The organism is Streptomyces sp. NPDC016459 (assembly GCF_040632845.1).
Classification (GTDB): Bacteria; Actinomycetota; Actinomycetes; order Streptomycetales; family Streptomycetaceae; genus Streptomyces.
On the sequence record NZ_JBEYCR010000007.1, the window covers coordinates 148397 to 168244 of the forward strand.

At 72.2% G+C, this 19848-nt stretch carries 22 protein-coding genes and 1 pseudogene; 1 reads left to right on the forward strand and 22 read right to left on the reverse strand.

Annotated elements, in window-relative coordinates:
* Positions 1-48 precede the first annotated feature (48 nt).
* The 3 genes from ABZ567_RS19235 to ABZ567_RS19245 all read right to left on the reverse strand — a co-directional run bounded on the left by ABZ567_RS19235 (position 49) and on the right by ABZ567_RS19245 (position 7100).
* A complete protein-coding gene (locus tag ABZ567_RS19235; protein WP_360791223.1) occupies positions 49-417 on the reverse strand; it encodes an STAS domain-containing protein in 369 nt (122 codons plus the stop codon).
* Between the two features lie 48 nt (positions 418-465).
* On the reverse strand, positions 466-2955 hold the full coding sequence (locus tag ABZ567_RS19240; RefSeq protein ID WP_360791226.1) for a SpoIIE family protein phosphatase: 2490 nt from the start codon (positions 2953-2955) through the stop codon (positions 466-468).
* 119 nt (positions 2956-3074) lie between these two features.
* Positions 3075-7100, reverse strand: a complete 4026-nt coding sequence (locus tag ABZ567_RS19245; RefSeq protein WP_360791229.1) for a HAMP domain-containing protein — start codon at positions 7098-7100, stop codon at positions 3075-3077.
* Between the two features lie 326 nt (positions 7101-7426).
* Here ABZ567_RS19245 and ABZ567_RS19250 point away from each other — a divergent pair, with 326 nt between their 5' ends.
* Positions 7427-7654 (forward strand): DUF5133 domain-containing protein, encoded by a 228-nt coding sequence (locus ABZ567_RS19250; RefSeq protein ID WP_360791232.1) that lies wholly within the window; start codon positions 7427-7429, stop codon positions 7652-7654.
* Between the two features lie 154 nt (positions 7655-7808).
* Here ABZ567_RS19250 and ABZ567_RS19255 read toward each other — a convergent pair whose 3' ends face one another.
* From ABZ567_RS19255 to ABZ567_RS19345, 19 genes and pseudogenes are all read right to left on the reverse strand, one after another.
* Positions 7809-7970: a DUF5670 family protein gene (locus ABZ567_RS19255; RefSeq protein WP_073816292.1), complete on the reverse strand. Its 162-nt coding sequence runs from the start codon at positions 7968-7970 to the stop codon at positions 7809-7811.
* A 153-nt stretch (positions 7971-8123) separates the two neighbouring features.
* The gene (locus tag ABZ567_RS19260; protein ID WP_360791236.1) at positions 8124-8510 is read right to left on the reverse strand and encodes a hypothetical protein; all 387 of its coding nucleotides are present in this window, start codon (positions 8508-8510) and stop codon (positions 8124-8126) included.
* 40 nt (positions 8511-8550) lie between these two features.
* On the reverse strand, positions 8551-8826 hold the full coding sequence (locus ABZ567_RS19265; protein ID WP_360791239.1) for a gas vesicle protein K: 276 nt from the start codon (positions 8824-8826) through the stop codon (positions 8551-8553).
* Positions 8823-9008 (reverse strand): gas vesicle protein, encoded by a 186-nt coding sequence (locus tag ABZ567_RS19270; RefSeq protein WP_360791242.1) that lies wholly within the window; start codon positions 9006-9008, stop codon positions 8823-8825. The genes ABZ567_RS19265 and ABZ567_RS19270 overlap by 4 nt, the downstream gene beginning before the upstream one ends.
* On the reverse strand, positions 9005-9937 hold the full coding sequence (locus ABZ567_RS19275; protein ID WP_360791245.1) for a GvpL/GvpF family gas vesicle protein: 933 nt from the start codon (positions 9935-9937) through the stop codon (positions 9005-9007). The genes ABZ567_RS19270 and ABZ567_RS19275 overlap by 4 nt, the downstream gene beginning before the upstream one ends.
* Positions 9934-10245, reverse strand: a complete 312-nt coding sequence (locus ABZ567_RS19280) for a gas vesicle protein (RefSeq protein WP_360791248.1) — start codon at positions 10243-10245, stop codon at positions 9934-9936. Before ABZ567_RS19280 ends, ABZ567_RS19275 begins: the two co-directional genes overlap by 4 nt.
* Positions 10246-10278: 33 nt before the next feature.
* Positions 10279-10518: a gas vesicle protein GvpG gene (locus ABZ567_RS19285; protein ID WP_360791251.1), complete on the reverse strand. Its 240-nt coding sequence runs from the start codon at positions 10516-10518 to the stop codon at positions 10279-10281.
* 4 nt (positions 10519-10522) lie between these two features.
* Positions 10523-11242 (reverse strand): GvpL/GvpF family gas vesicle protein, encoded by a 720-nt coding sequence (locus ABZ567_RS19290; protein ID WP_360791254.1) that lies wholly within the window; start codon positions 11240-11242, stop codon positions 10523-10525.
* On the reverse strand, positions 11239-11673 hold the full coding sequence (locus tag ABZ567_RS19295) for a gas vesicle structural protein GvpA (protein WP_360791257.1): 435 nt from the start codon (positions 11671-11673) through the stop codon (positions 11239-11241). Before ABZ567_RS19295 ends, ABZ567_RS19290 begins: the two co-directional genes overlap by 4 nt.
* A gap of 62 nt (positions 11674-11735) precedes the next feature.
* Complete coding sequence (gvpO, locus tag ABZ567_RS19300; RefSeq protein WP_360791260.1) at positions 11736-12056, reverse strand: gas vesicle protein GvpO; 321 nt, start codon at positions 12054-12056, stop codon at positions 11736-11738.
* Positions 12057-12131: 75 nt separating this feature from the next.
* Complete coding sequence (locus tag ABZ567_RS19305) at positions 12132-12395, reverse strand: GlsB/YeaQ/YmgE family stress response membrane protein (RefSeq protein ID WP_360791263.1); 264 nt, start codon at positions 12393-12395, stop codon at positions 12132-12134.
* Between the two features lie 119 nt (positions 12396-12514).
* Positions 12515-13780 carry a peptide ligase PGM1-related protein gene (locus ABZ567_RS19310; protein WP_360791266.1) on the reverse strand — a complete coding sequence of 422 codons (1266 nt, stop codon included), beginning with the start codon at positions 13778-13780 and terminating at the stop codon, positions 12515-12517.
* A 47-nt stretch (positions 13781-13827) separates the two neighbouring features.
* Complete coding sequence (locus ABZ567_RS19315) at positions 13828-15375, reverse strand: SpoIIE family protein phosphatase (protein ID WP_360791269.1); 1548 nt, start codon at positions 15373-15375, stop codon at positions 13828-13830.
* A 56-nt stretch (positions 15376-15431) separates the two neighbouring features.
* Positions 15432-15599 carry a hypothetical protein gene (locus ABZ567_RS19320; protein WP_360791272.1) on the reverse strand — a complete coding sequence of 56 codons (168 nt, stop codon included), beginning with the start codon at positions 15597-15599 and terminating at the stop codon, positions 15432-15434.
* A gap of 151 nt (positions 15600-15750) precedes the next feature.
* Positions 15751-16521 carry a metallophosphoesterase gene (locus tag ABZ567_RS19325; protein ID WP_360791701.1) on the reverse strand — a complete coding sequence of 257 codons (771 nt, stop codon included), beginning with the start codon at positions 16519-16521 and terminating at the stop codon, positions 15751-15753.
* 89 nt (positions 16522-16610) lie between these two features.
* Positions 16611-16862, reverse strand: coding sequence for a BON domain-containing protein (locus ABZ567_RS19330; RefSeq protein ID WP_360791275.1), 252 nt, complete (start codon positions 16860-16862; stop codon positions 16611-16613).
* Positions 16863-16896: 34 nt separating this feature from the next.
* A complete protein-coding gene (locus ABZ567_RS19335) occupies positions 16897-18300 on the reverse strand; it encodes an FAD-dependent oxidoreductase (protein WP_360791278.1) in 1404 nt (467 codons plus the stop codon).
* Positions 18301-18341: 41 nt separating this feature from the next.
* A complete protein-coding gene (locus ABZ567_RS19340) occupies positions 18342-19028 on the reverse strand; it encodes an HAD family hydrolase (protein WP_360791281.1) in 687 nt (228 codons plus the stop codon).
* A gap of 272 nt (positions 19029-19300) precedes the next feature.
* Positions 19301-19759, reverse strand: a pseudogene (locus ABZ567_RS19345) (SRPBCC family protein); the annotation flags it as partial.
* Positions 19760-19848 lie beyond the last annotated feature (89 nt).

The window sequence follows — 19848 nt, forward strand, 5'->3', positions numbered from 1 at the left end:
TTCCCTCGGGTGCGGCCCCGCCCTCGGCGGGACCGCACCGCCCTTCGTCTAGGCCGGTCTGCCGGCCGCGGCCAGCGCCTCGGCCACATCGGCGTGCAGAGGCGTCGTCAGTGTCAGACCGGTGATCTCCAGAATGCGTCGCACGGCCGGGGTCGGCGCGGCGAGGTGGAGGTCGCCCCCGGCCTGCCGCGCGTCCCGCGCCGCCCTGATCAGGACGTTGAGACCGGACGAGTCCATGAAGTCCAGCGGGGAGAGGTCCAGGACGAGGTGGTGGCGGCCGTGCAGGAACTGGTTGGCCAGGTGGTGGTGGAGCTTGGTGGCCGTCTCTATGTCGAGTTCGCCGCCCACGGACAGCACCGCCGTGCCGGCGTCGCGGATCTCGACTTCGACATCCAGGTTCACTTCTCGCTCGGGCATGCTGCCTGCTTTCCACGGTGAGGGGGGGACGGTCGGTCGGGCATGGGGTCAGTTGACCCGCACACCGATCAGGCACGTGTCGTCGTCGGTGTCGGACTTGCTGTGCGTCAGCAGCAGGTCGAGGCGGCGTTCGAGGCTGGCCGCCGGCGCCTGGGCCGTGGCCAGCAGCTGGGCCATGGAGTCGTTCACGGAGGTGTCCCGGCGTTCGACGAGACCGTCGGTGTACATCAGCACCGTGTCCCCCGCCTCCAGCTGGACCTCGGCCTCCTCGTACTCGGCCTCGGCGAGGGCCCCGAGCAGCATGCCCCTGAGCAGCGGCAGGTTGTCCGCCTCCGCGCCCCGGACCAGGACCGGCGGGAGATGTCCCGCCCTGGCCCAGCGCAGGGTGCGGGTCTCGGGGTCGAAGATGCCGCAGACGGCCGTGGCCGTGACGTGCGCGGTGAGGTGGTGCGCCACGTTGTTCAGCCAGGACAGCAGCTGCGCGGGGCCCGCACCCGTCACGGCGAGGCCGCGCATGGCGTTGCGGAGCACGACCATCCCGGTGGCGGCCTCGATGCCGTGGCCCGCGATGTCCCCGACACACAGCAGTATCTTCTTGGACGGCAGCACGACGGCGTCGTACCAGTCGCCGCCGACGAGGGACTCGGTCTCGGCCGGCCGGTAGCGCACGGCGACGTCGAGGCCCGGGGCGTCGAGCGGGGGCTTGGTCGGCGGCATGATGGCGTGCTGCAGCTGCAGGGCGAGGCGGTTGCGTTCCGCCGACTCCTGCTCCGTCACCGCGAGTTGGTCCCGGGTGGCCGCGAGGGCGACCTCCGTCCAGTGCTGTGCGGAGATGTCCTGGTAGGCGCCGCGCACGGCGAGGAGCTGCTCGGCGGCGTCGAGGGCGGGTTCGGCGATCACCCGGATGTGGCGGGTGACCCCGTCCTGCCGGAGCATGCGGAAGGCCGTCGAGCTCGGCCGCCGCTGGTGCAGCACGGCCCGCAGGAAACGGCCGATGGCGACCGCGTCGTCGGGGTGGGCGTGGGCGGCGAGGTCGCGCAGGGCGACCGGCGGCTCGGTGACGTCCCGGCCGAAGAGCTCGAAGAGCTGTCCGTTCCAGGAGATCTCCCCGGTCAGGACGTCCTCCTCGAAACCGCCGATGCGGCCGAGGCGCTGGGCGTGCTGCAACAGGCTCGCGAGCCGGGCGGACTCGTCCTCGATCCGCCAGATGAGGAGGACGCTGTCACCGTGCCGGCTGATGCTGATGTCGGCCAGGGACGACACCGGCACCTGGTCCACGAGGGCGGTCATCCGGGTCCGCCGGGCGCGGAAGGGCTCGCCGGTGGCGTAGACGCGCTCGATCTGTTCGAAGAGTTCGCTCTCGCCGGCCGTCGCGGGGTACGCCTCCAGGAGCAGGGTTCCGTCGACGGCGCTCCGGGAGCGGCCCGCCGGGTCCTGGAAGTGCGCGTTGGCGTGGCGGATGCGGAAGTCCCGTAGACGGCCGTCGTCGTCCAGATACGGGGAGAGGACCAGGGCGGGGTCGTAGAGCCCGTCGGCGATCTCCACCAGCTCGGACGACCGGTCGATGTCGGGCGGGAACGGCCGTACCGGCGCCGGCCGCTCGGGAAGGGTCTCGATGGTGTGGGCGCACAGTTCGGCCAGGGCCTCGATCTGTCGCTCCACGGCGGAGGGCTGGGGGTCCAGCGGTCGGGGCCAGCAGATCTCCAGGACGCCGTGGATACGGCCACCGGTTCCGGCGGGGACCACCACCCGGCCCCCGTCGGGATGGCGTGCGCGGCCGATCGAGGGGATGCCGACGGCTCCGAACGAGGGGAACCAGACGGTGCGGCGCTCGGTGAGCGCCTGCCGGGCCGCGGTGGCCACGCCGGGCGGTACGTAGCGCCAGCGGGCCGGCTCGTCGGCACCGAAGCCCGCGTGGCCGCAGAGGGTCAGCGAGGCGTCGGGGCCGGTGGTCCAGATGGCGACGGCGCTGGCGCCCAGGGGCGCGAGGGCGTGCTCGAGCAGGGACTCGGCGACGGCCTGGCTGTCCCCCGCGTTGAGCGCGGCGCTCTCGGCCGTCCGCAGGCGCACGGCGACCGAGGCGTCCGGCCCGGTGCCCGCACCGGATTCGCCGGGCTCCCCGACGGCCAGTCGGACGAATTCGCCGGCGGCCTCGGCGACCCGGTCGTGGGCGGCCTGGTTGATGACGTCCGCGGCCAGTTCCAGCTGCGAGAGCCCGGCCTGCTCGGCCAGCTCGGCGAGCTGCCGCGCCGCCTGGGCCGGCCCGCACCCGAGCCGCTCGACGATGACTCCCTTGGCGAGCTCGATCAGGGCACGCCCCTCGGCGGCGGCGTGCGCCGCGCGCACCTCCTCGCGCAGCCGCTCCACCGTCGCGGCCAGCCGCCCTACGGTGGAGTGGTCCTCCTCCGGCGGGCGGGCCTCCGTCGGGATGCCGGGCCGTCGCGGGGAGGGCGTGGCGGGCAGCATGGCCCCGGGCGGCGTCGGAGCAGCCCCGGGGGGACCGGCGGCAGGAGCGCCGTGGGCGTGGGGAGCGCTCATGACGGGGACTCCTCGGATACGGCGGCCCGGGGCCGCGGGACGGATGGGGACGGGGTGCGCCCCGGCGGGCGGAGTGCCCGCCGGACGGCGCGGAACGGTCCGGTGGAGGGACCCATGGACTATCCCTCGTTCAGCCACCGGTGGATGCAGGCGATGAGCTCGTCGGCGTCGACCGGCTTGGTCACGTAGTCGCTGGCACCCGAGGCCAGGCTCTTCTCGCGGTCCCCCGGCATGGCCTTCGCGGTGACGGCGATCAGGGGCAGTCCGGCGTGGGCGGGCATCTGCCTGATCTTGGAAGTGGCCGTGTAGCCGTCCATCTCGGGCATCATGACGTCCATCAGGACCAGGTCGATCTCGGGGTGCGCGGTGAGCGCCTCGATCCCCTCGCGGCCGTTCTCGGCGTGCAGGACGTTGATCCCGTGCAGTTCCAGGATGCCGCTGAGGGCGTAGAGGTTGCGGGCGTCGTCGTCGACGACCAGCACCGTGCGGCCCTGCAGGGTGGTGTCGATGTTCTGCGGCGTCGGCGGCCGGTGCTCGCCGCGCATCAGGGGCACGACGTCGCCCGGCTGGTCGGCGGACAGGTGCAGGGCGATCCGCTCGCGCAGTTCGTCGAGGCTGGAGAGCAGTTCGAGGGGACGCTGGCGGGCCAGCGCCTGGAGCGCCCGCTCCTGGTCGTCGGCGAGCCTCCGGTTGTTGTGGGCGAGCACGGGGACGGTGCGCAGGGCCTCGTCCCCGGTCATGGCGTCGAGGAAGCGCAGGGCCTCGCCGTGGGCCATGTCGACGTCCAGCACGACGCAGTGGAACGGCTGGGTGGCGAGGGCGGACGCGGCCTCCTGGGGTCCCACGACCGCGATCAGCTCGATGTCCTCCCGGTCCGCGTGGGCGCGGTCGGCGGTCAGCTCCGTGACGGCGTTCTCGGCGACGAGGGAGAGCAGCCCGCGCGGGCGCTCCTCGATGACGAGCAGGCGCCTGGTCTGCCGGGCCTGCGGGGCGGGCGGCAGGGCGGGGCGAGGGGCGGGGGCACCCTCGCCGAGTTCCTCGTGGCCCGGGTCCTGCTCGGACGCGGCCGCCTGGTCCTGGACGGACTGCACCTTGAGGTCGGCACGGGCCACGGGCAGGTACAGCGTGAAGGTGCTGCCGACGCCGGGCTCGCTCTCGGCGGTGAGGGCGCCACCGAGCAGGTGGGCGATCTCCCGGCTGATGGACAGACCGAGGCCGGTGCCGCCGTACTTCCTGTTGGTCGTGCCGTCCGCCTGCTGGAAGGCGCCGAAGATGGCCTCCAGGTGCTGGGACGGGATGCCGATGCCGGTGTCCTTGACCCGGAAGGCGACCACACTGCCGCCGCGGTGGACCATCGAGGGCAGCTCGTCGTCGGACGCGGGCTCGATGACCAGCTCGACGCTGCCGCGCTCGGTGAACTTGACGGCGTTGGAGAGCAGGTTGCGCAGCACCTGCCGCAGCCGGGTGTCGTCGGTGACCAGGTCGCCGGGCGCGCCCGGGGCGGTGGAGACGGTGAAGGCGAGGCTCTTCTGCGTGATGAGCGGGCGGAACGTCGCCTCGACGTAGTCGAGGAGCCGGCGCAGCTCCACCCGTTCCGGGTTGAGGTCCATCTTCCCGGCCTCCACCTTGGACAGGTCGAGGATGTCGTTGATGAGCTGGAGGAGGTCGGATCCGGCCGAGTGGATGATGCCGGCGTACTCGACCTGCTTGGCCGTGAGGTTGCGGGTCGGGTTCTGCGCGAGCAGCTGGGCGAGGATCAGCAGGCTGTTGAGCGGGGTGCGCAGTTCGTGGCTCATGTTGGCCAGGAACTCGGACTTGTACTTCGAGGCCAGGGAGAGCTGCTGGGCCCGGTCCTCGAGTTCCTGCCGGGCCTGCTCGATCTCCAGGTTCTTGGCCTCGATGTCGCGGTTCTGCGAGGCGAGCAGGGCCGCCTTGTCCTCGAGCTCGGCGTTGGAGCGCTGCAGCTCGACCTGCTGGACCTGGAGTTCCTCGGAGCGGGCCTGAAGCTCGCCGGCGAGTCGCTGGGATTCGCCGAGCAGTTCGTCGGTACGGGCGTTGGCGACGATGGTGCTGACGTTGACGCCCACCGTCTCCATGAGCTGCTCCAGGAAGTCCCGGTGCACGGAGGTGAAGGGGGTGAAGGACATCAGCTCGATGACGCCGAGGACCTGGTCCTCGACCACGATCGGCAGCACGATCAGGCTGCCGCGTGCCGTCCGGCCGAGTCCGGAGGAGATGGAGACGTAGTCGTCGGGGACGTCCTCGGCGGCGATGGTGCGACGGCTGCGGGCGGCCTGGCCGACGAGGGACTCGCCGAGCTTGAACCGGTCGTGGCCGGAGCTGTCCACGGGGCGGCCGTAGGAGCCGACGAGCCCCAGCTCGACGCCTGTCTCGCCCTCCTCCGCCAGGTAGAACGCGCCGTACTGGGCGGAGACGAGCGGGGTCAGCTCGTCCATGACGAGCTCGGCGACGACGGCCAGGTCGCGGTGGCCCTGCATGAGCGCGGAGATCCGGGCCAGGCTGGACTTGAGCCAGTCCTGTTCCTGGTTGGCCCGGGTCGTCTCGCGCAGCGAGCCGACCATCGAGTTGATGTTGTCCTTGAGTTCGGCCACCTCGCCCGAGGCGTCGACGGTGATCGAGCGGGTGAGGTCGCCCTCGGCGACCGCGCTCGCCACCTCGGCGATGGCGCGGACCTGACGGGTGAGGTTCCCGGCCAGTTCGTTGACGTTCTCGGTGAGGCGCTTCCAGGTGCCGGAGACGCCCTCGACCTCGGCCTGGCCGCCGAGGCGGCCCTCGCTGCCGACCTCCCGGGCGACACGGGTCACCTCGGCCGCGAACGAGGACAGCTGGTCGACCATCGTGTTGATGGTGGTCTTCAGCTCCAGGATCTCGCCGCGGGCGTCGACGTCGATCTTCTTGGAGAGGTCGCCGTTGGCGACGGCGGTGGTGACCTGGGCGATGTTGCGGACCTGGCCGGTCAGGTTGTTCGCCATGGAGTTGACGTTGTCGGTGAGGTCCTTCCAGGTGCCGGCCACGTTCGGCACCCGCGCCTGGCCTCCGAGGCGGCCCTCGGTGCCGACCTCCCGGGCGACACGGGTCACCTCGTCGGCGAAGGCCGACAGGGTGTCGACCATGGTGTTGATGGTGTCGGCGAGCGCGGCCACCTCGCCCTTCGCCTCCACGGTGATCCTGCGGGAGAGGTCTCCGCGGGCCACGGCGGTCGCGACCTGGGCGATCGAGCGCACCTGGCCGGTGAGGTTGGACGCCATGACGTTGACGTTGTCGGTGAGGTCCTTCCAGGTGCCCGAGGCGCCCCGGACGGTGGCCTGGCCGCCCAGGTTGCCCTCCGTGCCGACCTCGCGGGCCACGCGCGTGACCTCGGCGGCGAACGCCGACAGCTGGTCGACCATCGTGTTGATGGTGGTCTTCAGCTCCAGGATCTCACCGCGGGCGTCGACGTCGACCTTCTTCGAGAGGTCTCCGGTGGCCACGGCGGTGGCGACGTGCGCGATGGCGCGGACCTGCGCGGTGAGGTTGCCGGCCATGGAGTTGACGGAGTCGGTGAGGTCGCGCCAGGTGCCGGAGACGCCCTTGACGTCGGCCTGACCGCCGAGGATGCCCTCCGTACCGACGTCACGGGCCATGCGCGTGACCTCGTCGGCGAAGGAGGAGAGCTGGTCGACCATCGTGTTGATGGTGTTCTTGAGCTCCAGGATCTCGCCGCGGGCGTCGACGTCGATCTTCTGCGAGAGGTCGCCCTTGGCGACGGCGGTGGCGACCTGGGCGATGTCACGGACCTGCGTGGTGAGGTTGCCGGCCATCGCGTTCACCGAGTCGGTCAGATCCGCCCAGGTGCCGGACACCCCGGGCACCTCGGCCTGTCCGCCCAGGGTGCCCTCCGTGCCCACCTCGCGGGCGACTCGGGTCACCTCGGAGGTGAAGAGGGAGAGCTGATCGACCATGCCGTTGAAGACGGACGAGATCTCGCCCATCAGCCCGTTCGCCTCGTCGGGCAGACGGGTGCCGAAGTCTCCGTCCCGGACGGCGGTGAGACCGGCCAGGAGCTGCCGCAGCTCGGACTCCCCCACAGCGGCCGGCCCCGGCCGCCGTGCGGCCGAGGAGCCTTCGATCATCGTCTCAGACATGCCTCATCCTCGTTTGCTCGCCAGGCACCCGCTGAGGGGTACCACGGTCACGGACGGTGCCGGACCGCCGCCCCTCCCGTACGGCTCCGGCCTCGACCGTTGCCGTACGGCAATAAAGACGACACTACCTCGCTGTGATCGGCGCGAGGAGAGCGGCTGCGGATCAAGCGGCCTGAACGAGCCGTCCCCGGGAGCCTCCCGCCTTCGCCTCACGGAGGCGTACCTGCCCAGGCCGCCCCGCGTCAACTCGCATGGATACGAGAAGGAGGGGTAGACGGCGCTGCGAACCGGGCGGTCGGCGCCCTGACGGCGAGGGGAGACGCACTGTGTTGATGGCCCATCCCGCGGTGTTGAGCAATCTGATCGAGCAGTACGAGACGCTGAGGGTGCTGCACGCGGAGAACGGCGGCGCCGAGGTGCGGCGGCGAATGGACGACCTCGCCTACACGCTGTGCGTCTCCACGGGCACCCGTGACGTGGACACCGCACTGATAGCCGCCCGCCACCGCCTGCCCGGCGCGCGCCCGGAGGACGACTCGGTCCTGATGGCCTGAACTGAACAGAGTCGAACCCGGCACGATCCCTCGAAGGAGGAACGTGCCGGGTTCGTCTGTTGTCCGGCGCATGCGTACAACAGACGACCGCGCCCGCCGCCGATGTGTCGGCGGCGGGCGCGGTCGTCCTACCGCGAGGGCGGTGAGGGGTGGCCTACCAGCGGTACCAGCGGCCACTGCCGCCCTTCGGCCGGGCAACGAAGCCCAGCAGCCAGAGGACGAGCACGATCACGGCGATCCACCAGAGGGCCTTCACCGCGAAACCGGCACCGAACAGGATCAGGGCCAGCAGCAGAACCAACAGCAGGGGAACCATGTGTCACAACCTCCGGAATTTCTTCTTCAACCGTTCCCGTTCGCTCCCTTTCCTTGAAAGGGATTCCTCGGGAACGGGTCTCACATCAATCAGGCGGAACGTTTCCTTTTCGGCGGCCGGGAATTCGATCGCTCTTTCCCGGAGCCCCGCGTGTCAGAGGCGGACGCCGATGAGCCGGGAGACCGGGCCGCGGGAACGGAGTCCCGACCGGCGTCCCAGCGCGTACGCGCCGGTGATCGCGGCCGCCGCGCTGACGGCGGCACTGCTCGTGATCGCCTTGCGGGCGCGTACGACGGTCAACAGCGTCCCGCCGGTGCCACGGACGGCGTGAACGGCCGCCATGGTCTTCTCGGCGAGAGGAGCGGGAAGCGCGGTCAGCGTCCCGGTGGCCGCTGCCCCGCTCTTCTCCGCCGTCTGCGCGGTCTTCTTGGCCGCGTTCGAGGCGCGGCTCGTTCCGTTGCGCGTGCCGGTGCTTTCCGAAGCGGCACGCGAATTGTTCCGACCGGACGGGGTCTCGTTGCTCTTCTCCGATGCACTCATGGACTTCGTGTAGCCGCACTCGGCCCGAACAAACCCTCTTTCACAGGAGTTTGCCGAGCGGACCGAGATCGATGTTGAGGTCCTCCGGTTCGAGGCCGAACCGGTCGCGCAGCAGTCCCATCCGGTCCTCGAGGAGCATGAGGGTCAGACCGAGCCGTTCCTCCTGCTCCTCCGTGAGATCGCCCACCTCGACCCGGCGCAGGGCCTGCCGCTCCATCAGCTGGCGCAGCAGCTCGATGACGGTCAGGACCAGGCAGGCGAGGTCGCGTTCGACGGTGTCGGGGTCTAGTTCCACCCGTCGGGGCTGGGTCGTCACGGTGTCACCTGCTTCCACGGGGAGGGCACGGCGTCGCCGACGGAGCTGATGAGCGCCTTCAGGTCGACGCGGACGAGGTCGACGTCGGCGATCGTCAGGGTGATGTCGCCCGCGAGGACCACGCCCCCGGCGAGGAGCCGGTCGAGGAGGTCGACCAGGGCGATCTCCCGCTGGTCGATCATCGGCCCGGCCCCTCGCCGACCACGGCGCCTGTGACCTCGGTCTCGGACACGGGAGCACCGGTCTCGGACCCGGTGGCGTCGCCTCCGGTCCCTGTGACATCGGTCTCCGTCAGGGTGGCGTCGCCTCCGGTCCCTGTGACGTCGGTCTCGGTCCGGGTGAACGAGTAGGGCACCCAGGGGCCGGTGATCTCCACGCGCAGGCCGGCGTGGAGGTCCTCGGGCCGGGTGACCGAGTCCAGGAACTCCTGCCGCCTCTCGTCAGGCACCAGATAGGCGGCGTTGAAGACGTTCCTGCCCGGTCCCTCGGAGAGACGGGCCTGCTGGGGCGGGTGCAGCACCGTCTCCGACGCCACGCCCGCGAGGAGCTCGTGCAGCTCCCGTGCGGTCCGGGCCGCCGTGTCGTCGACGTCCTGGCGGGCCCGCCGGTCGCCGAGCCGGCGCCGCAGGTAGTCACGACCGGACCCTCCGGACGCCGGGGCGCCGCCAGTGGCGGTCGCCGACGCGGCGCCCACGGACGGCTCGTCGACGTACAGCTTGACGCCCCACTCGTGGGCACCCGTCAGACGGTCGATGGTCTCCGACAGACGGTCGCCGCCCTCGTCGAGGAGACGGCGCACACCCGGCTCGCCCCGGCAGACAGTGGCGAGCCGCAGCGGCACGGTGGTGGCGTGGCTGCCCGCGGCGGCGACCACCCGGTGGTGGGCCCTGGCCACTCCCGCGAGCCAGTCCAGGTCCTCAAGGCGTGCGCGCAGGGGCGCTTCGTCGAAGTCGGCAGCGGAGACCTCTTCGACGAGGGCCGTCAGACCTCGGTGCGTGACGGTCGTCAGGCCCGCGCCCAGGGTCTCGTCGGCCGGCGGGCCGGGAGGCGGCCCGCCGGCGGCGGAGGACCGGACGACGGCGTACACGTACAGCAGTGATTCGTCGTTCATGACTCCTGCCTCGCCTCCAGTTCGGCGATGCGGCGGCGCAGCTCCTCGTTCTCCTTGCCGAGTTCGTTGCGGCGGGCTCCGGACGACAGGGCGGGGTCCTGCTCCCACCAGTCGATGCCCATCTCCTTGGCACGGTCGACCGACGCCACGACGAGCCGCAGCTTGATGGTGAGCAGTTCGATGTCGAGGAGGTTGATACGGATGTCCCCGGCGATCACCACGCCCTTGTCGAGGACGCGTTCCAGGATGTCGGCGAGGTTGGCCGACTGGTCGTCATGCGGACGCGGAAGCCCGGACGGCATCGTCATTCGGTGTCCTCCTCGTCTTTTCGCGGGTGGGGGTCATCGGAAGTCGCGCCGCGCCGTCTCCAGTCGGGCCAGGAGGTCGTCCTCGCGGCGGTCGAACTCCTCCTCGTCGATCTCGCCGGCCTCGAACGCGGCGACGAGGCCGGCGAGTTCGCGGTGGACGACCTCAGGGTCGTAGTACTCCCGCTCCGCGACCTCGACGACCTGACGCAGCACCCAGGCGGTGCCCCGCACCGGCGCGGCCGGCAGCAGGAGGACCTTCTTGAGCAGTCCCATGGAGTCACTCCGTCTCGACGAAGCTGTAGACGGGGAGCGGCCCCGTCACCTGCTCCTTGAGGTGCTCGTGCTCCTGGGCGAGGGCGCGCACGGCGCCGAGGAACTCGTCCTGCCGTTCGCGGTCCACGAGGAACGACAGGTTGGCCAGCCAGCCGCTGCCCTCCGGGCCGCGCACCACGGCCGCCGCGTACGGCGCGAGGGCCTGCTCGACGAGCGCCGCGTCGGTCTTCTCCCGCTCGGCGACGGCCCGCGCGACCAGCTCCCCGAAGGCGAGCTTCTCCTCGTGCGTGGCACCGCCCGCCGCGCGCTGGGCGGCGTGCCGGGCCAGCAGCGCGGGGTCCCCGGCGAGCACGACATGGAGGACGGCCTCCTCGTCGTGGTAGACCTTGACGTTGAACTCCTCCTTGCCGTCGAGCTTCTTCAGCCGCTCCACGTAGCGGTCGTGGTGCTCTTCGAGGATGGCGGCGACGGTCTCGTCGTCGGGCGAGACCCCGCCGAACCGCAGCGGCAGCACCGGGCCGTCCTTGCCGGCGGTGATCACCACGTGCTGGTGCGCCAGCAGGTCGCGGCGCTTGGCCTTCAGCTCGGGCGGCGCGTCGCTGCACAGGGCGACCAGGTCGCCGCTCCGCACGGTGCGTACGGGCCGCGGGGGGCTGCCGATGCCCTCGATCGGCTCGGGCAGCTTCCGGTCGGCGGGGGCGATGCCGTAGACGTAGGTGCTCATTCCTTCTCCTCCCGGCGGGTCGAGGTGCGGCGGCGGGAGCTGCCGCTGCTGGTGCTCTTCTCCTCCGGCTCGTCGTCACGCGACAGGGCGTCGGAGATGGTCTGTGCGGCGCCGCTCAGCGCGCCCTTGGTCTTGCCCCGGGCACCGGACTCGGTCATGTCACCTACCAGGTCGGGCAGTCCGGGGTTCTTGCGCGGACCGGCTTCCAGGTCGAGGCGGTTGCAGGCCTCGGCGAAGCGCAGGTAGGTGTCGACGCTCGCCACGACGACGCGGACGTCGATCTTCAGGATCTCGATGCCGACCAGGGAGACGCGCACGAACGCGTCGATCACCAGGCCTCGGTCCAGCACCAGTTCCAGTACGTCGTACAGACCGCTGGAGCCACCTCCGGAGGTGGCCGGAGCGGCGGTCTGGGTAGGAACGACAGTCATTTCTCTGGGTCTCCCTCTCGTCTCGGGACGGACGGGTACGGGAAGGGGCGGATCCGCGTCGTTCAGCGGCGGTCCGCCCGCCCCCGCTCGTAGCGGCGGGTGCGCCGGTAGCCGATGAGGTGCCCGCTGGGGTCGGCTTCGACCTCGTACGAGGCGAGCAGGCTCATCGTGTCCGGTACGCGCTCCAGTTCGAGGACCTCGACCGTCAGGTGCCAGTCGCCGTCCTCACCGCGTCCGCAGGAGCTGACGGCCTCCGCCCGCTGGTTCAGGAGAAGCGCGAGCTGCTCCATCGCCGTCCGGATGACCTCGGCCACCGGTGGCGGGCGTTCCGCCTCCGTCCGCGCGGCCTTGCTGTCCGTCCCGCTTTCCGATGAATGGGCCATGACTTTCTCCTTTCTCGTGTTGCCGGGCGCTCCGTTCCCAAACCGGCGGAAACGTCCGGCAGTTGTGGGGTGGGGTCAGCGCAGGGCCTTCACCTGCGACAGCGCCGCGACGCCGAGGACGGCGAGCAGCACCTGTGCCAGCCACTCGGTCCAGTCGGGCCCGGAGGTGTCGGAGAGCCCCGCCACCCGGGCGATCGCCGTACCCGTCAACGCGGCGGCGATGCCGACGACGAGGGTCCACAGCACCCCGATGTGCTGGCGTCCGGGGACGAGGAACCGCCCCAGCGCGCCGACGACCGTTCCGATGAGCAGCGCGCTGAGCACGCCTGAGATCTCCACCGTCGCCTCCCCGGCCTCTGGACAACGCCCTTCGGCCCGCCTGCCCCACGCGCGCCACTCCACGCACGGTCGGCGCATCTGATGGCTCGGCAGGTGTTCCGCGCGTCGGTGACGATGCGTCAGTAAGTGCGGGTCAAGGAGGACCGCAGGAGTTCCTCGTACCGCGCCACGCCGTCGGGGTCGGCCGCGACCACCGCGTAACGCCAGGTCAGGCCGTCCGCCGGCGCACCGGCGTACAGCACGATCCCCTCACCGCGCGCGGGGTCGAAGGCGATCCGGCCGACACGCAGCCGGTCCACGGCCTGCTCGAAGGAGTACGGCGCCGGTGCCCGGAGGCGGCCCGTCGCCCAGGTCGGGTCACCGGTCCCGGCGAGACGGGCGACCATGGCCTGCGGGGTGGTGGTGGCCGTGCGCCGCACGTTGCTCTCGCCCGCGTGGAGCCGGCCGTCGGCGGACACCATCGCGTCGAGGCTGAACGGCCCCGCGTAGCCGTGCTCCGTCAGGAAGCCGCCCAGGGCGCGACCCCACGACTCCAGCGTCGGCGCGCAGTGTGCCACGGGGGCGGGCAGGGGTGACAGATAGCCCGTGAAGCAGCCCTCCACGGTCCGCATCTCGCCGCTGAACAGCGGCCTCGGTCCGTCGGCACCCGTCTCCAGCTGGACGCTCACCGACCGCGCCACGTCGATCTCCTCCTCGACGACCCACAGTCCGTCCGCCCCGCCGACCGGGGCGAGGGCGTCCGCGGCCCACGGGCCGTCCGCGGAGGAGAGGAAGAGCAGACCGTGCCCCCCGGCGGACCTGTCGGGCTTGACCACGACCCGTTCGTGCGAGCCCAGCAACTCCTCGACGGCACCCGCCACCTCGTCGCGGCGGCAGACGCGGCCGTCCGGCAACCGCATGCCGAGGGCCCGTGCCGTACGCCGGAAACCGGCCTTCGTGTTGAGCAGCCTGGTCACGTCGAGCGCGGCCTCGGCCGCGTCGGCGGAGGCGTACGGCGCCACGGTCGTCCCGAGGCCGCGGGCGAGACCGATCGCCGCCGCGTCCAGGGCCGTGGGGAGGACGGCTGCCACGGGGCGGCGGGCGGCTGCCCGGCGCACCGCCTCGACGGCCGCGGCGTACGACGCCGGCCGCCCCGCCGACACGAAGCCGTCGGGGAGGGTGAGCACCGTCACCGAGCCCCGGGGAACGCCGGTCAGGGCGCAGGCGTACTCCAGGAACGCCCCGCCGACCGGCACCGGCGTCACGAGGATGTCTCCCGCGCGCAGCAACCACACCTCGCGGGGTGCCTGCTCCGCCCAGGCGCCGAGCACCTCGCGCTGGTCGAGGTCCACCGCCAGATCGGAGACGAGGTTGGCGTAGAGGACCTGCGGGCCGGGCCTGTCCATGCGGGTCCTCTCGCGTCGTGAGCGGGGTGGGGGTCAGGGGTTCGCGGTCAGACGCTGATGTGCAGGACGCAGATGTCGTCGCGCCGGGTGTCCGGGTCGACGAGGGAGTCGAGCACGTCGTCGAGGAGGTGGTCGCTTCCGCTGTGCTCGACCGCCGTACGGGCCAGGCGGGCGAGACCGTCGTCGAGGAGCTGTCCGGGGGCCTCGACCAGGCCGTCGGTGAAGAACAGCAGATGGTCTCCGGGCAACAGCCGGATAGTGGACGAGTCGTAGCGCGTCCCGGTCGTGGCGCCCAGGAGAACGCCGTGGGGGGACGGCAGGTAGCGGGCCTCGCCCTGGCGCAGGAGCAGCGGCGGCAGGTGGCCGGCCTGCACCCAGGTGAGGAGTTCCGTGGCGGGCTCGTAACGCGCCATGATCACCGTGGCGGTGTTGAAGGCGCGCTCCGCGCTGTGCCACAGGAGCGTGTTGAGACGGGCGAGGATCGTGGCGAGGGGAGTTCCGGTGATCGCCATGCCCTTGGCGGTGAACCGCAGCTGGGCCATGGTGGCCACGGCGTCGAGCCCGTGCCCGGCGACGTCGCCGACGACGAGCAGCGCGCTGCCGTCGGGGAGCTCGATGGCGCTGTACCAGTCCCCTCCGACGTTCAGGCCCTCCTGGTGGGGCTGGTAGGCCACGTCGACGGTGAGGCCGGCCAGACGCAGCGACTGCTGCGGAAGGGGCAGCAGTGCGTGCTCGAGTCGGGCGGCGAGGGCGCGCTCGGCCGCGAGGCGTCCCTGCTGGGCCAGGGCGGTCCGCTCGTGCCCGAGGAGTCGCTCCTCGGCCCGTGTCCTGGCGGTGAGGTCCAGGAAGAAGCCGTGCACCTCGACGGGCGAGCCGAGGACGTCGACGTCGGCCTCCGCGACGAGCCGGACGTGCCGGACCTCCCCGTCGGCGGTGCCGACGCGGAAGGTGAGGTCGAGGGCCCGGCCCTCCCGGACGAGGCGCCGGATGTCCTTGCCGAGGGCGGGGCGGTCACCGGCCACGACGTGCCGTGGCAGCTCCTCCAGCGTCAGCGGGCCGAGGCAGGGGTCCCGGTCGAAGATGTCGTAGACGTGTTCCGACCAGGTGACCGCGGAGCGGACGACGTCCCAGCTCGCCCAGCCCATGTTCTCCAGGCGCTGCATCACCTCAAGGCGGCTCTGCCCGCGCTCCCCGCTGTCGAGGCGCACCCAGGAGACGATGAGACCTCCTCGGAAGGCGGCCGCGCGGAGGGTGAAGCGGGAACGGCGGGGACTGCCCGCGAGCACCTCCTCGTACACGAACGGCTCGCCGTCGTAGCGGCCGCCGCCCTCCAGCGCCTCGAGGTATCCGCGCCACAGGGCCGTGCCCCGGACGGTCGGGTACGTCTCGACGACGCTGACTCCCACCAGCTCCTTGCCTCTGCGGCCCGCGATGTCCACGGCGTCGGGCGAGGCCGCCTCGACCCGGAAGTCCTCCACCTCGCCGTCCGCCCCGTGGAGCGGGACGAGGAAGGTCACCGAGCCCGGGAGGCCGTCCAGCAGCTCCTGGACGACGCACGCCACGGGGGCGGTGGTTCGCGCTCCTTCGGCCGTCATGGAACGAGCATCCCACGGGAGGAGGAGACGGCCCGTCGACGTGGTGCCGGGCGCGCTCACCCGATCGGTCCCTGGGACGTCACGACACGGAGCGTAAGGAGGGCGGCACCGGCCGCGTCCGGGGCGAGCGCGCCGTCGCCGGAGCCGCCGCCCGGCAGCGACGGACCGTGCACCCCGTCGCTGCGGCGCCGAGTCCCCGGTACCGGGACACGTGACTGGTCCATCGTTCCTCCCATGTGCCGGACGGCACGGGTCAGGGGCCGCCCCCGGAAGTGGAGGCGGCCCGCTCTGGTTCACCACGCGTCTAGCCCGTGGCGGCCACCGGAAACATGGCGGATGCCGACCGGACGTGCCCGGACAGATGTGCGGGGACGCTCAGCCTGGCGTCCGTGTCACCTCGGCCGCGGGCGCGGGGGCCGTCGGGGCGAGGGGGAGGTGGTAAAGGGCGAAGGCCCGTCGGATGACGGGCTGGGCGACGTTCCGGACGCGTACCCCCGCGGCCGTCATGCCGTGCTCCGTGCCCAGGTGGGCGTGGCCGTGCACCGCGAGGTCGGCCCCTGACTCGTCGATGGCCTCCGCGAGGAGGTAGCTGCCGAGGAAGGGGTAGATCTCCACCGGTTCACCCGCGAGGGTGTCGGGGACGGGGGCGAAATGGGTGAGGGCGATCCGGGCACCGCAGCCGTCGGCGTCCAGTTCGCTGAGGGCCCGGCGCAGGCTGTCGGCGCCCCGGCGGCTGGTGCGGACGAACTCCTTCATCTCCCGTTCGCCGAACTCGCCGGCGCTGCGGCCCGCGAAACCGCCGCAGAAGCCCTTCGTCCCGGCGATGCCGACCCTCCCGCCGCCCACCGGCAGGACCACGCTCTCCCCCTCCAGGACGGTGACCCCGGCGTCGGTCAGGACGCGCGCGACGTCGGTCTCCTGCTCGGAGTGGTAGTCGTGGTTGCCGAGCACGGCGACGACGGGGACGCCCAGGTCGCGTACCTCGTCCGCGACGACCTCCGCCTCGGCGACCGTGCCGTGGCGCGTGAGGTCCCCGGCGAGGAGGAGGACGTCCGCGCTGTGGTGGAGGGTCTCGAAGGAGGGGCGCAGCAGGCCCCGGCAGTCCGGGCCCAGGTGGATGTCACCCACCGCGGCCACCCGGACCACGGCTCCGTCGGGGTGGGGCGGCCCGTCGTCGTTCCGGGCCGGTGCGCCGGCGTTCCGGGCCGGTACGTCGTCCTGCTCGCCGGGCGATGTCACAGCAGCTCCTCGGGTCGGTCGGGCGGATCCGCGCAGACGACCTGGAGGTCCGCGCGGACCGGGATGTCGGTCAGCTCCTCCTGGGCGATCCGGAGGATCTCGTCTCGGCGGTCGGCGGTGGGGACGGTTCCCGTCAGGAGGAGGACCGCCCCGCGCACCTCGATCCGTACCCCGAGTTCGGCCACCTCCTCCCGTGCGAGCCGGTCCCTCAGCCGGGCGATCCGGTACTCGCTCTCTCCGGTGCTCATGGTGTCTCTCCGTCCTGGTCCCGCCGGGCGCCGGTCACGTGTCGAGGGGGCGGGTCGCCGGGCCCTGGAGCACCCGCCCGTCGTGTGCGAAGCGGGAGCCGTGGCAGGGGCACTCCCAGGTCTGTTCGGCCTCGTCGAATCCCAGCTCGCATCCCATGTGCGTGCAGCGCCGACCGGCCCGCAGGCCCGCCACGAAGTGGCGTGCCACGGTGGCCTGGTGCCGTGCGACCCCGGGAACGTCCCGGGCCGGAAGCCGTCGGCGCGGGTCGACGAGCTCGGTCCAGGCCGGGCGGGGCGCTCCGGTGAGGTGCGCGGTGAGCAGCCGTCCCGCGGCGACCCCGTTGCTGAGGCCCCATCCGCCGAAGCCGGTGGCGACGTAGACGTGTTCGGTGTCGGGGTGTTCATGGCCGATGCAGGGCATCCCGTCGTCGGTGTGGACGTCCTGGGCCGCCCACCGGTGGATCGTCGGCGCCTCGGCGAAGCCCGGGAGCCGCGCGCGGGCCCAGGCTTCGAGGCGCTCGTACCGCGCGCTTACCCCTCCGCCGCCCGGCTCGAACGCCTCCCCGCCGACGATCAGCAACCGTCTGCCGTCGCCCAGGGGCGCGGTGCGCACCGAGCGGGTGCCGTGCTCGGGCGTCAGGTACATCCCGTACGGGGCGTGGCGCTCCTCGACGGCGGCGGCGATGACGAGTTCGCGTGTCAGTGAGAGCCGTGTCAGCAGGGTGGTGTGGCAGCGGAGGGGGAAGTGGGTGGCGAGGACGACGTCGCTCGCGTGGACCGTGAGTCCGCCCTCCACCGTGAGACGGCAGTCGGCGCCTTCGTGGAGGCCGGTGACGCGCGTGTTCTCGTGGATGCGACCGCCGCGCGCGACGAGGTCGTCCGCGAGAGCGAGGAGGAACCGGCGGGGGTGGAACTGGAGTTGGTCCTCCACCCGGACGGCCGCGGCGACGGGATACGGCAGCCCGGTGTCGGTCACCGTGGTGGCCCCCAGGCCCGCCGCCGCCGCGGCCTCCGCCTCGGCCCTGATCCTCCCCGCACACTCCTCGTCGAGCGTGTAGGTGTACGCGGGGCGGTGCTCGATCTCCGCGTCGACGCCCAGCTCCTCGCACAGCCGTACGACCTCGCGTAGGGCGTTCTCCTGCGCGTCGGCGTAGAGGGCCGCGGCCTCGGCGCCCTGGCGGCCGCGCAGGCGTTCGTAGCGCAGGCCGTGGAGGGACGTCAGCTTGCCGGTGGTGTGCCCGGTGACCCCGGCCGCGATCCGGCCGGCTTCGAGGACCACCACGTCACGTCCGGCATGGGCGAGTGCGCGCGCGGTGCACAGGCCGGCGATCCCGGCCCCGACCACGACGACATCGGCGCGGAGGTCGCGGTCGAGGGGCGGGTGGGGGTCGCCCGGGGGCGCCGACTCCATCCAGTACGAGTTCCGGTCTGCACGCATGGGCGCTCCTCCGGGGGGCGGGCGGCCGGGGCGGGGCGGCTCTACCAGGGGCCGGTGGGGCCGGTGCGCTCCGTCGCGAACGGGCCGGTGCCGAGGCGGGAAAGGAGATCGGCGGGGTCGTCGTACACGGCGGCGGCGCCCGCCGCCGTCAGGTCCTCCCGGGGGAGGCCGCCGCACAGCAGTCCGACGCCGACCACGCCGGCGCTACGGGCCGCCTTCATGTCCCACACGCTGTCCCCGACGAAGACGGCACTGTCCGCGCTCCCTCCCACCAGGGAGAGGGCGTGCTCGATCGGGTCGGGGGCGGGCTTGCCCTGTTCGACGTCGTCGGCCGTGGCCGTGGCCGTGATCACGTCGTCCGCGTCCAGGGCCGCGCGCAGCGCGTCGAACTCCCGGTCCTTGGCCGAGGTCACAAGGACGACCTTCCAGCCGCTTCCCGCAAGGGTCCGCAGCAGGTCCGCGGCGCCGTCGAAGGCGACGAGCCGCTCGAAGTACGGGCCGTACAGGGTGTCGTGGGCGCCGCTGAGGCGCTCGTCCTGCGAGCGGTCCCGGTCGGGGCCGAGCAAGTGCTCCAGGAGGTCCTCTCCCGGCAGGCCGATCGCCCGGTGGACGGCGTGCGTGGGGACGCGGTGTCCGCCCTGGCGCAGGGCCTCCCACCAGGCGACGACGTGCAGGGCGTTGGAGTCGACGAGGGTTCCGTCGACGTCGAAGAGCGCGACGCGGTCCATGTACGGGGTTCCCTTCGAGCGGCCGTGACCACCGTTCCTCAGATGCGGTCGATGGAGTCCGGGTCGTCGGGCCGGGGGCCGAGCGGCCGGGAGTCACGGGTGCCGCCGCTCATGCCCGGCGTACCCATCGTTCCGGGCGTGCCCATCGATCCCGGCGTTCCCGGTGCTCCGGTGGTTCCCGTCGTCCCGGGGTCGGTCATCGATCCGGGTTCCCGTCGGACCGGGCCGGGGCCGTCGTCCATCGTGCCGCCGCCCATGGGGCTCTTCCCGGCGTCCGCCGGGCGGACGCGCCCGCGCCAGCCGCCGGACTCGTGGCCGTGCTCCTCGATGTAACCCTTGAACCGCTTCAGGTCTCCCTTGACCCGCCGGTCGAGGACGCCGACCGCCTCTCCGACCTTCTCCATCATGCCGTCGGCCTCGACGTCCATCGCCAGCCGGACCCGGGTGTGCCCCTCGTCCAGCGGCTGGAAGCTGACCACACCCTTCTGCTGGGTGTCGCCCGCGACCGTGCGCCACGAGATGCGCTCGTCCGGGAGCTGGTCGACGATCTCCGTGTCGAACTCACGCCGGACACCGGCCACCTTGGTCTGCCAGTGACAGTGCCGGTCGTCGATCTGACGGACGTCCTCGACGCCCTCCATGAACTTCGGGAACTCCTCGAACTGCGTCCACTGGTTGTACGCGGTGCTCAGCGGCACATCCACATCGATCGTCTGCTCGACCCTGCTCATGGTGATTCCTCCTCCAGTCGTCACGGTCAGTTTCACGATCAACCGGCGCGTACCCGACGAAGCGCACCTCATGCCTCCCCGGCCGTCGT

Bases quoted from the DNA above. Each gene is read 5' to 3' on its own strand.
- ABZ567_RS19255 (WP_073816292.1), bottom strand. From the start codon at position 7,970: ATGGTTCCCCTGCTGTTGGTTCTGCTGCTGGCCCTGATCCTGTTCGGT.
- ABZ567_RS19330 (WP_360791275.1), bottom strand. From the start codon at position 16,862: ATGAGCACCGGAGAGAGCGAGTACCGGATCGCCCGGCTGAGGGACCGG.
- ABZ567_RS19290 (WP_360791254.1), bottom strand. From the start codon at position 11,242: ATGAGCACCTACGTCTACGGCATCGCCCCCGCCGACCGGAAGCTGCCC.
- ABZ567_RS19295 (WP_360791257.1), bottom strand. From the start codon at position 11,673: ATGACTGTCGTTCCTACCCAGACCGCCGCTCCGGCCACCTCCGGAGGT.
- ABZ567_RS19320 (WP_360791272.1), bottom strand. From the start codon at position 15,599: ATGGACCAGTCACGTGTCCCGGTACCGGGGACTCGGCGCCGCAGCGAC.
- ABZ567_RS19310 (WP_360791266.1), bottom strand. From the start codon at position 13,780: ATGGACAGGCCCGGCCCGCAGGTCCTCTACGCCAACCTCGTCTCCGAT.
- ABZ567_RS19285 (WP_360791251.1), bottom strand. From the start codon at position 10,518: ATGGGACTGCTCAAGAAGGTCCTCCTGCTGCCGGCCGCGCCGGTGCGG.
- gvpO (WP_360791260.1), bottom strand. From the start codon at position 12,056: ATGGCCCATTCATCGGAAAGCGGGACGGACAGCAAGGCCGCGCGGACG.
- ABZ567_RS19260 (WP_360791236.1), bottom strand. From the start codon at position 8,510: ATGAGTGCATCGGAGAAGAGCAACGAGACCCCGTCCGGTCGGAACAAT.
- ABZ567_RS19275 (WP_360791245.1), bottom strand. From the start codon at position 9,937: ATGAACGACGAATCACTGCTGTACGTGTACGCCGTCGTCCGGTCCTCC.
- ABZ567_RS19245 (WP_360791229.1), bottom strand. From the start codon at position 7,100: ATGTCTGAGACGATGATCGAAGGCTCCTCGGCCGCACGGCGGCCGGGG.
- ABZ567_RS19280 (WP_360791248.1), bottom strand. From the start codon at position 10,245: ATGACGATGCCGTCCGGGCTTCCGCGTCCGCATGACGACCAGTCGGCC.
- ABZ567_RS19240 (WP_360791226.1), bottom strand. From the start codon at position 2,955: ATGAGCGCTCCCCACGCCCACGGCGCTCCTGCCGCCGGTCCCCCCGGG.
- ABZ567_RS19235 (WP_360791223.1), bottom strand. From the start codon at position 417: ATGCCCGAGCGAGAAGTGAACCTGGATGTCGAAGTCGAGATCCGCGAC.
- ABZ567_RS19270 (WP_360791242.1), bottom strand. From the start codon at position 9,008: ATGATCGACCAGCGGGAGATCGCCCTGGTCGACCTCCTCGACCGGCTC.
- ABZ567_RS19340 (WP_360791281.1), bottom strand. From the start codon at position 19,028: ATGGACCGCGTCGCGCTCTTCGACGTCGACGGAACCCTCGTCGACTCC.
- ABZ567_RS19315 (WP_360791269.1), bottom strand. From the start codon at position 15,375: ATGACGGCCGAAGGAGCGCGAACCACCGCCCCCGTGGCGTGCGTCGTC.
- ABZ567_RS19335 (WP_360791278.1), bottom strand. From the start codon at position 18,300: ATGCGTGCAGACCGGAACTCGTACTGGATGGAGTCGGCGCCCCCGGGC.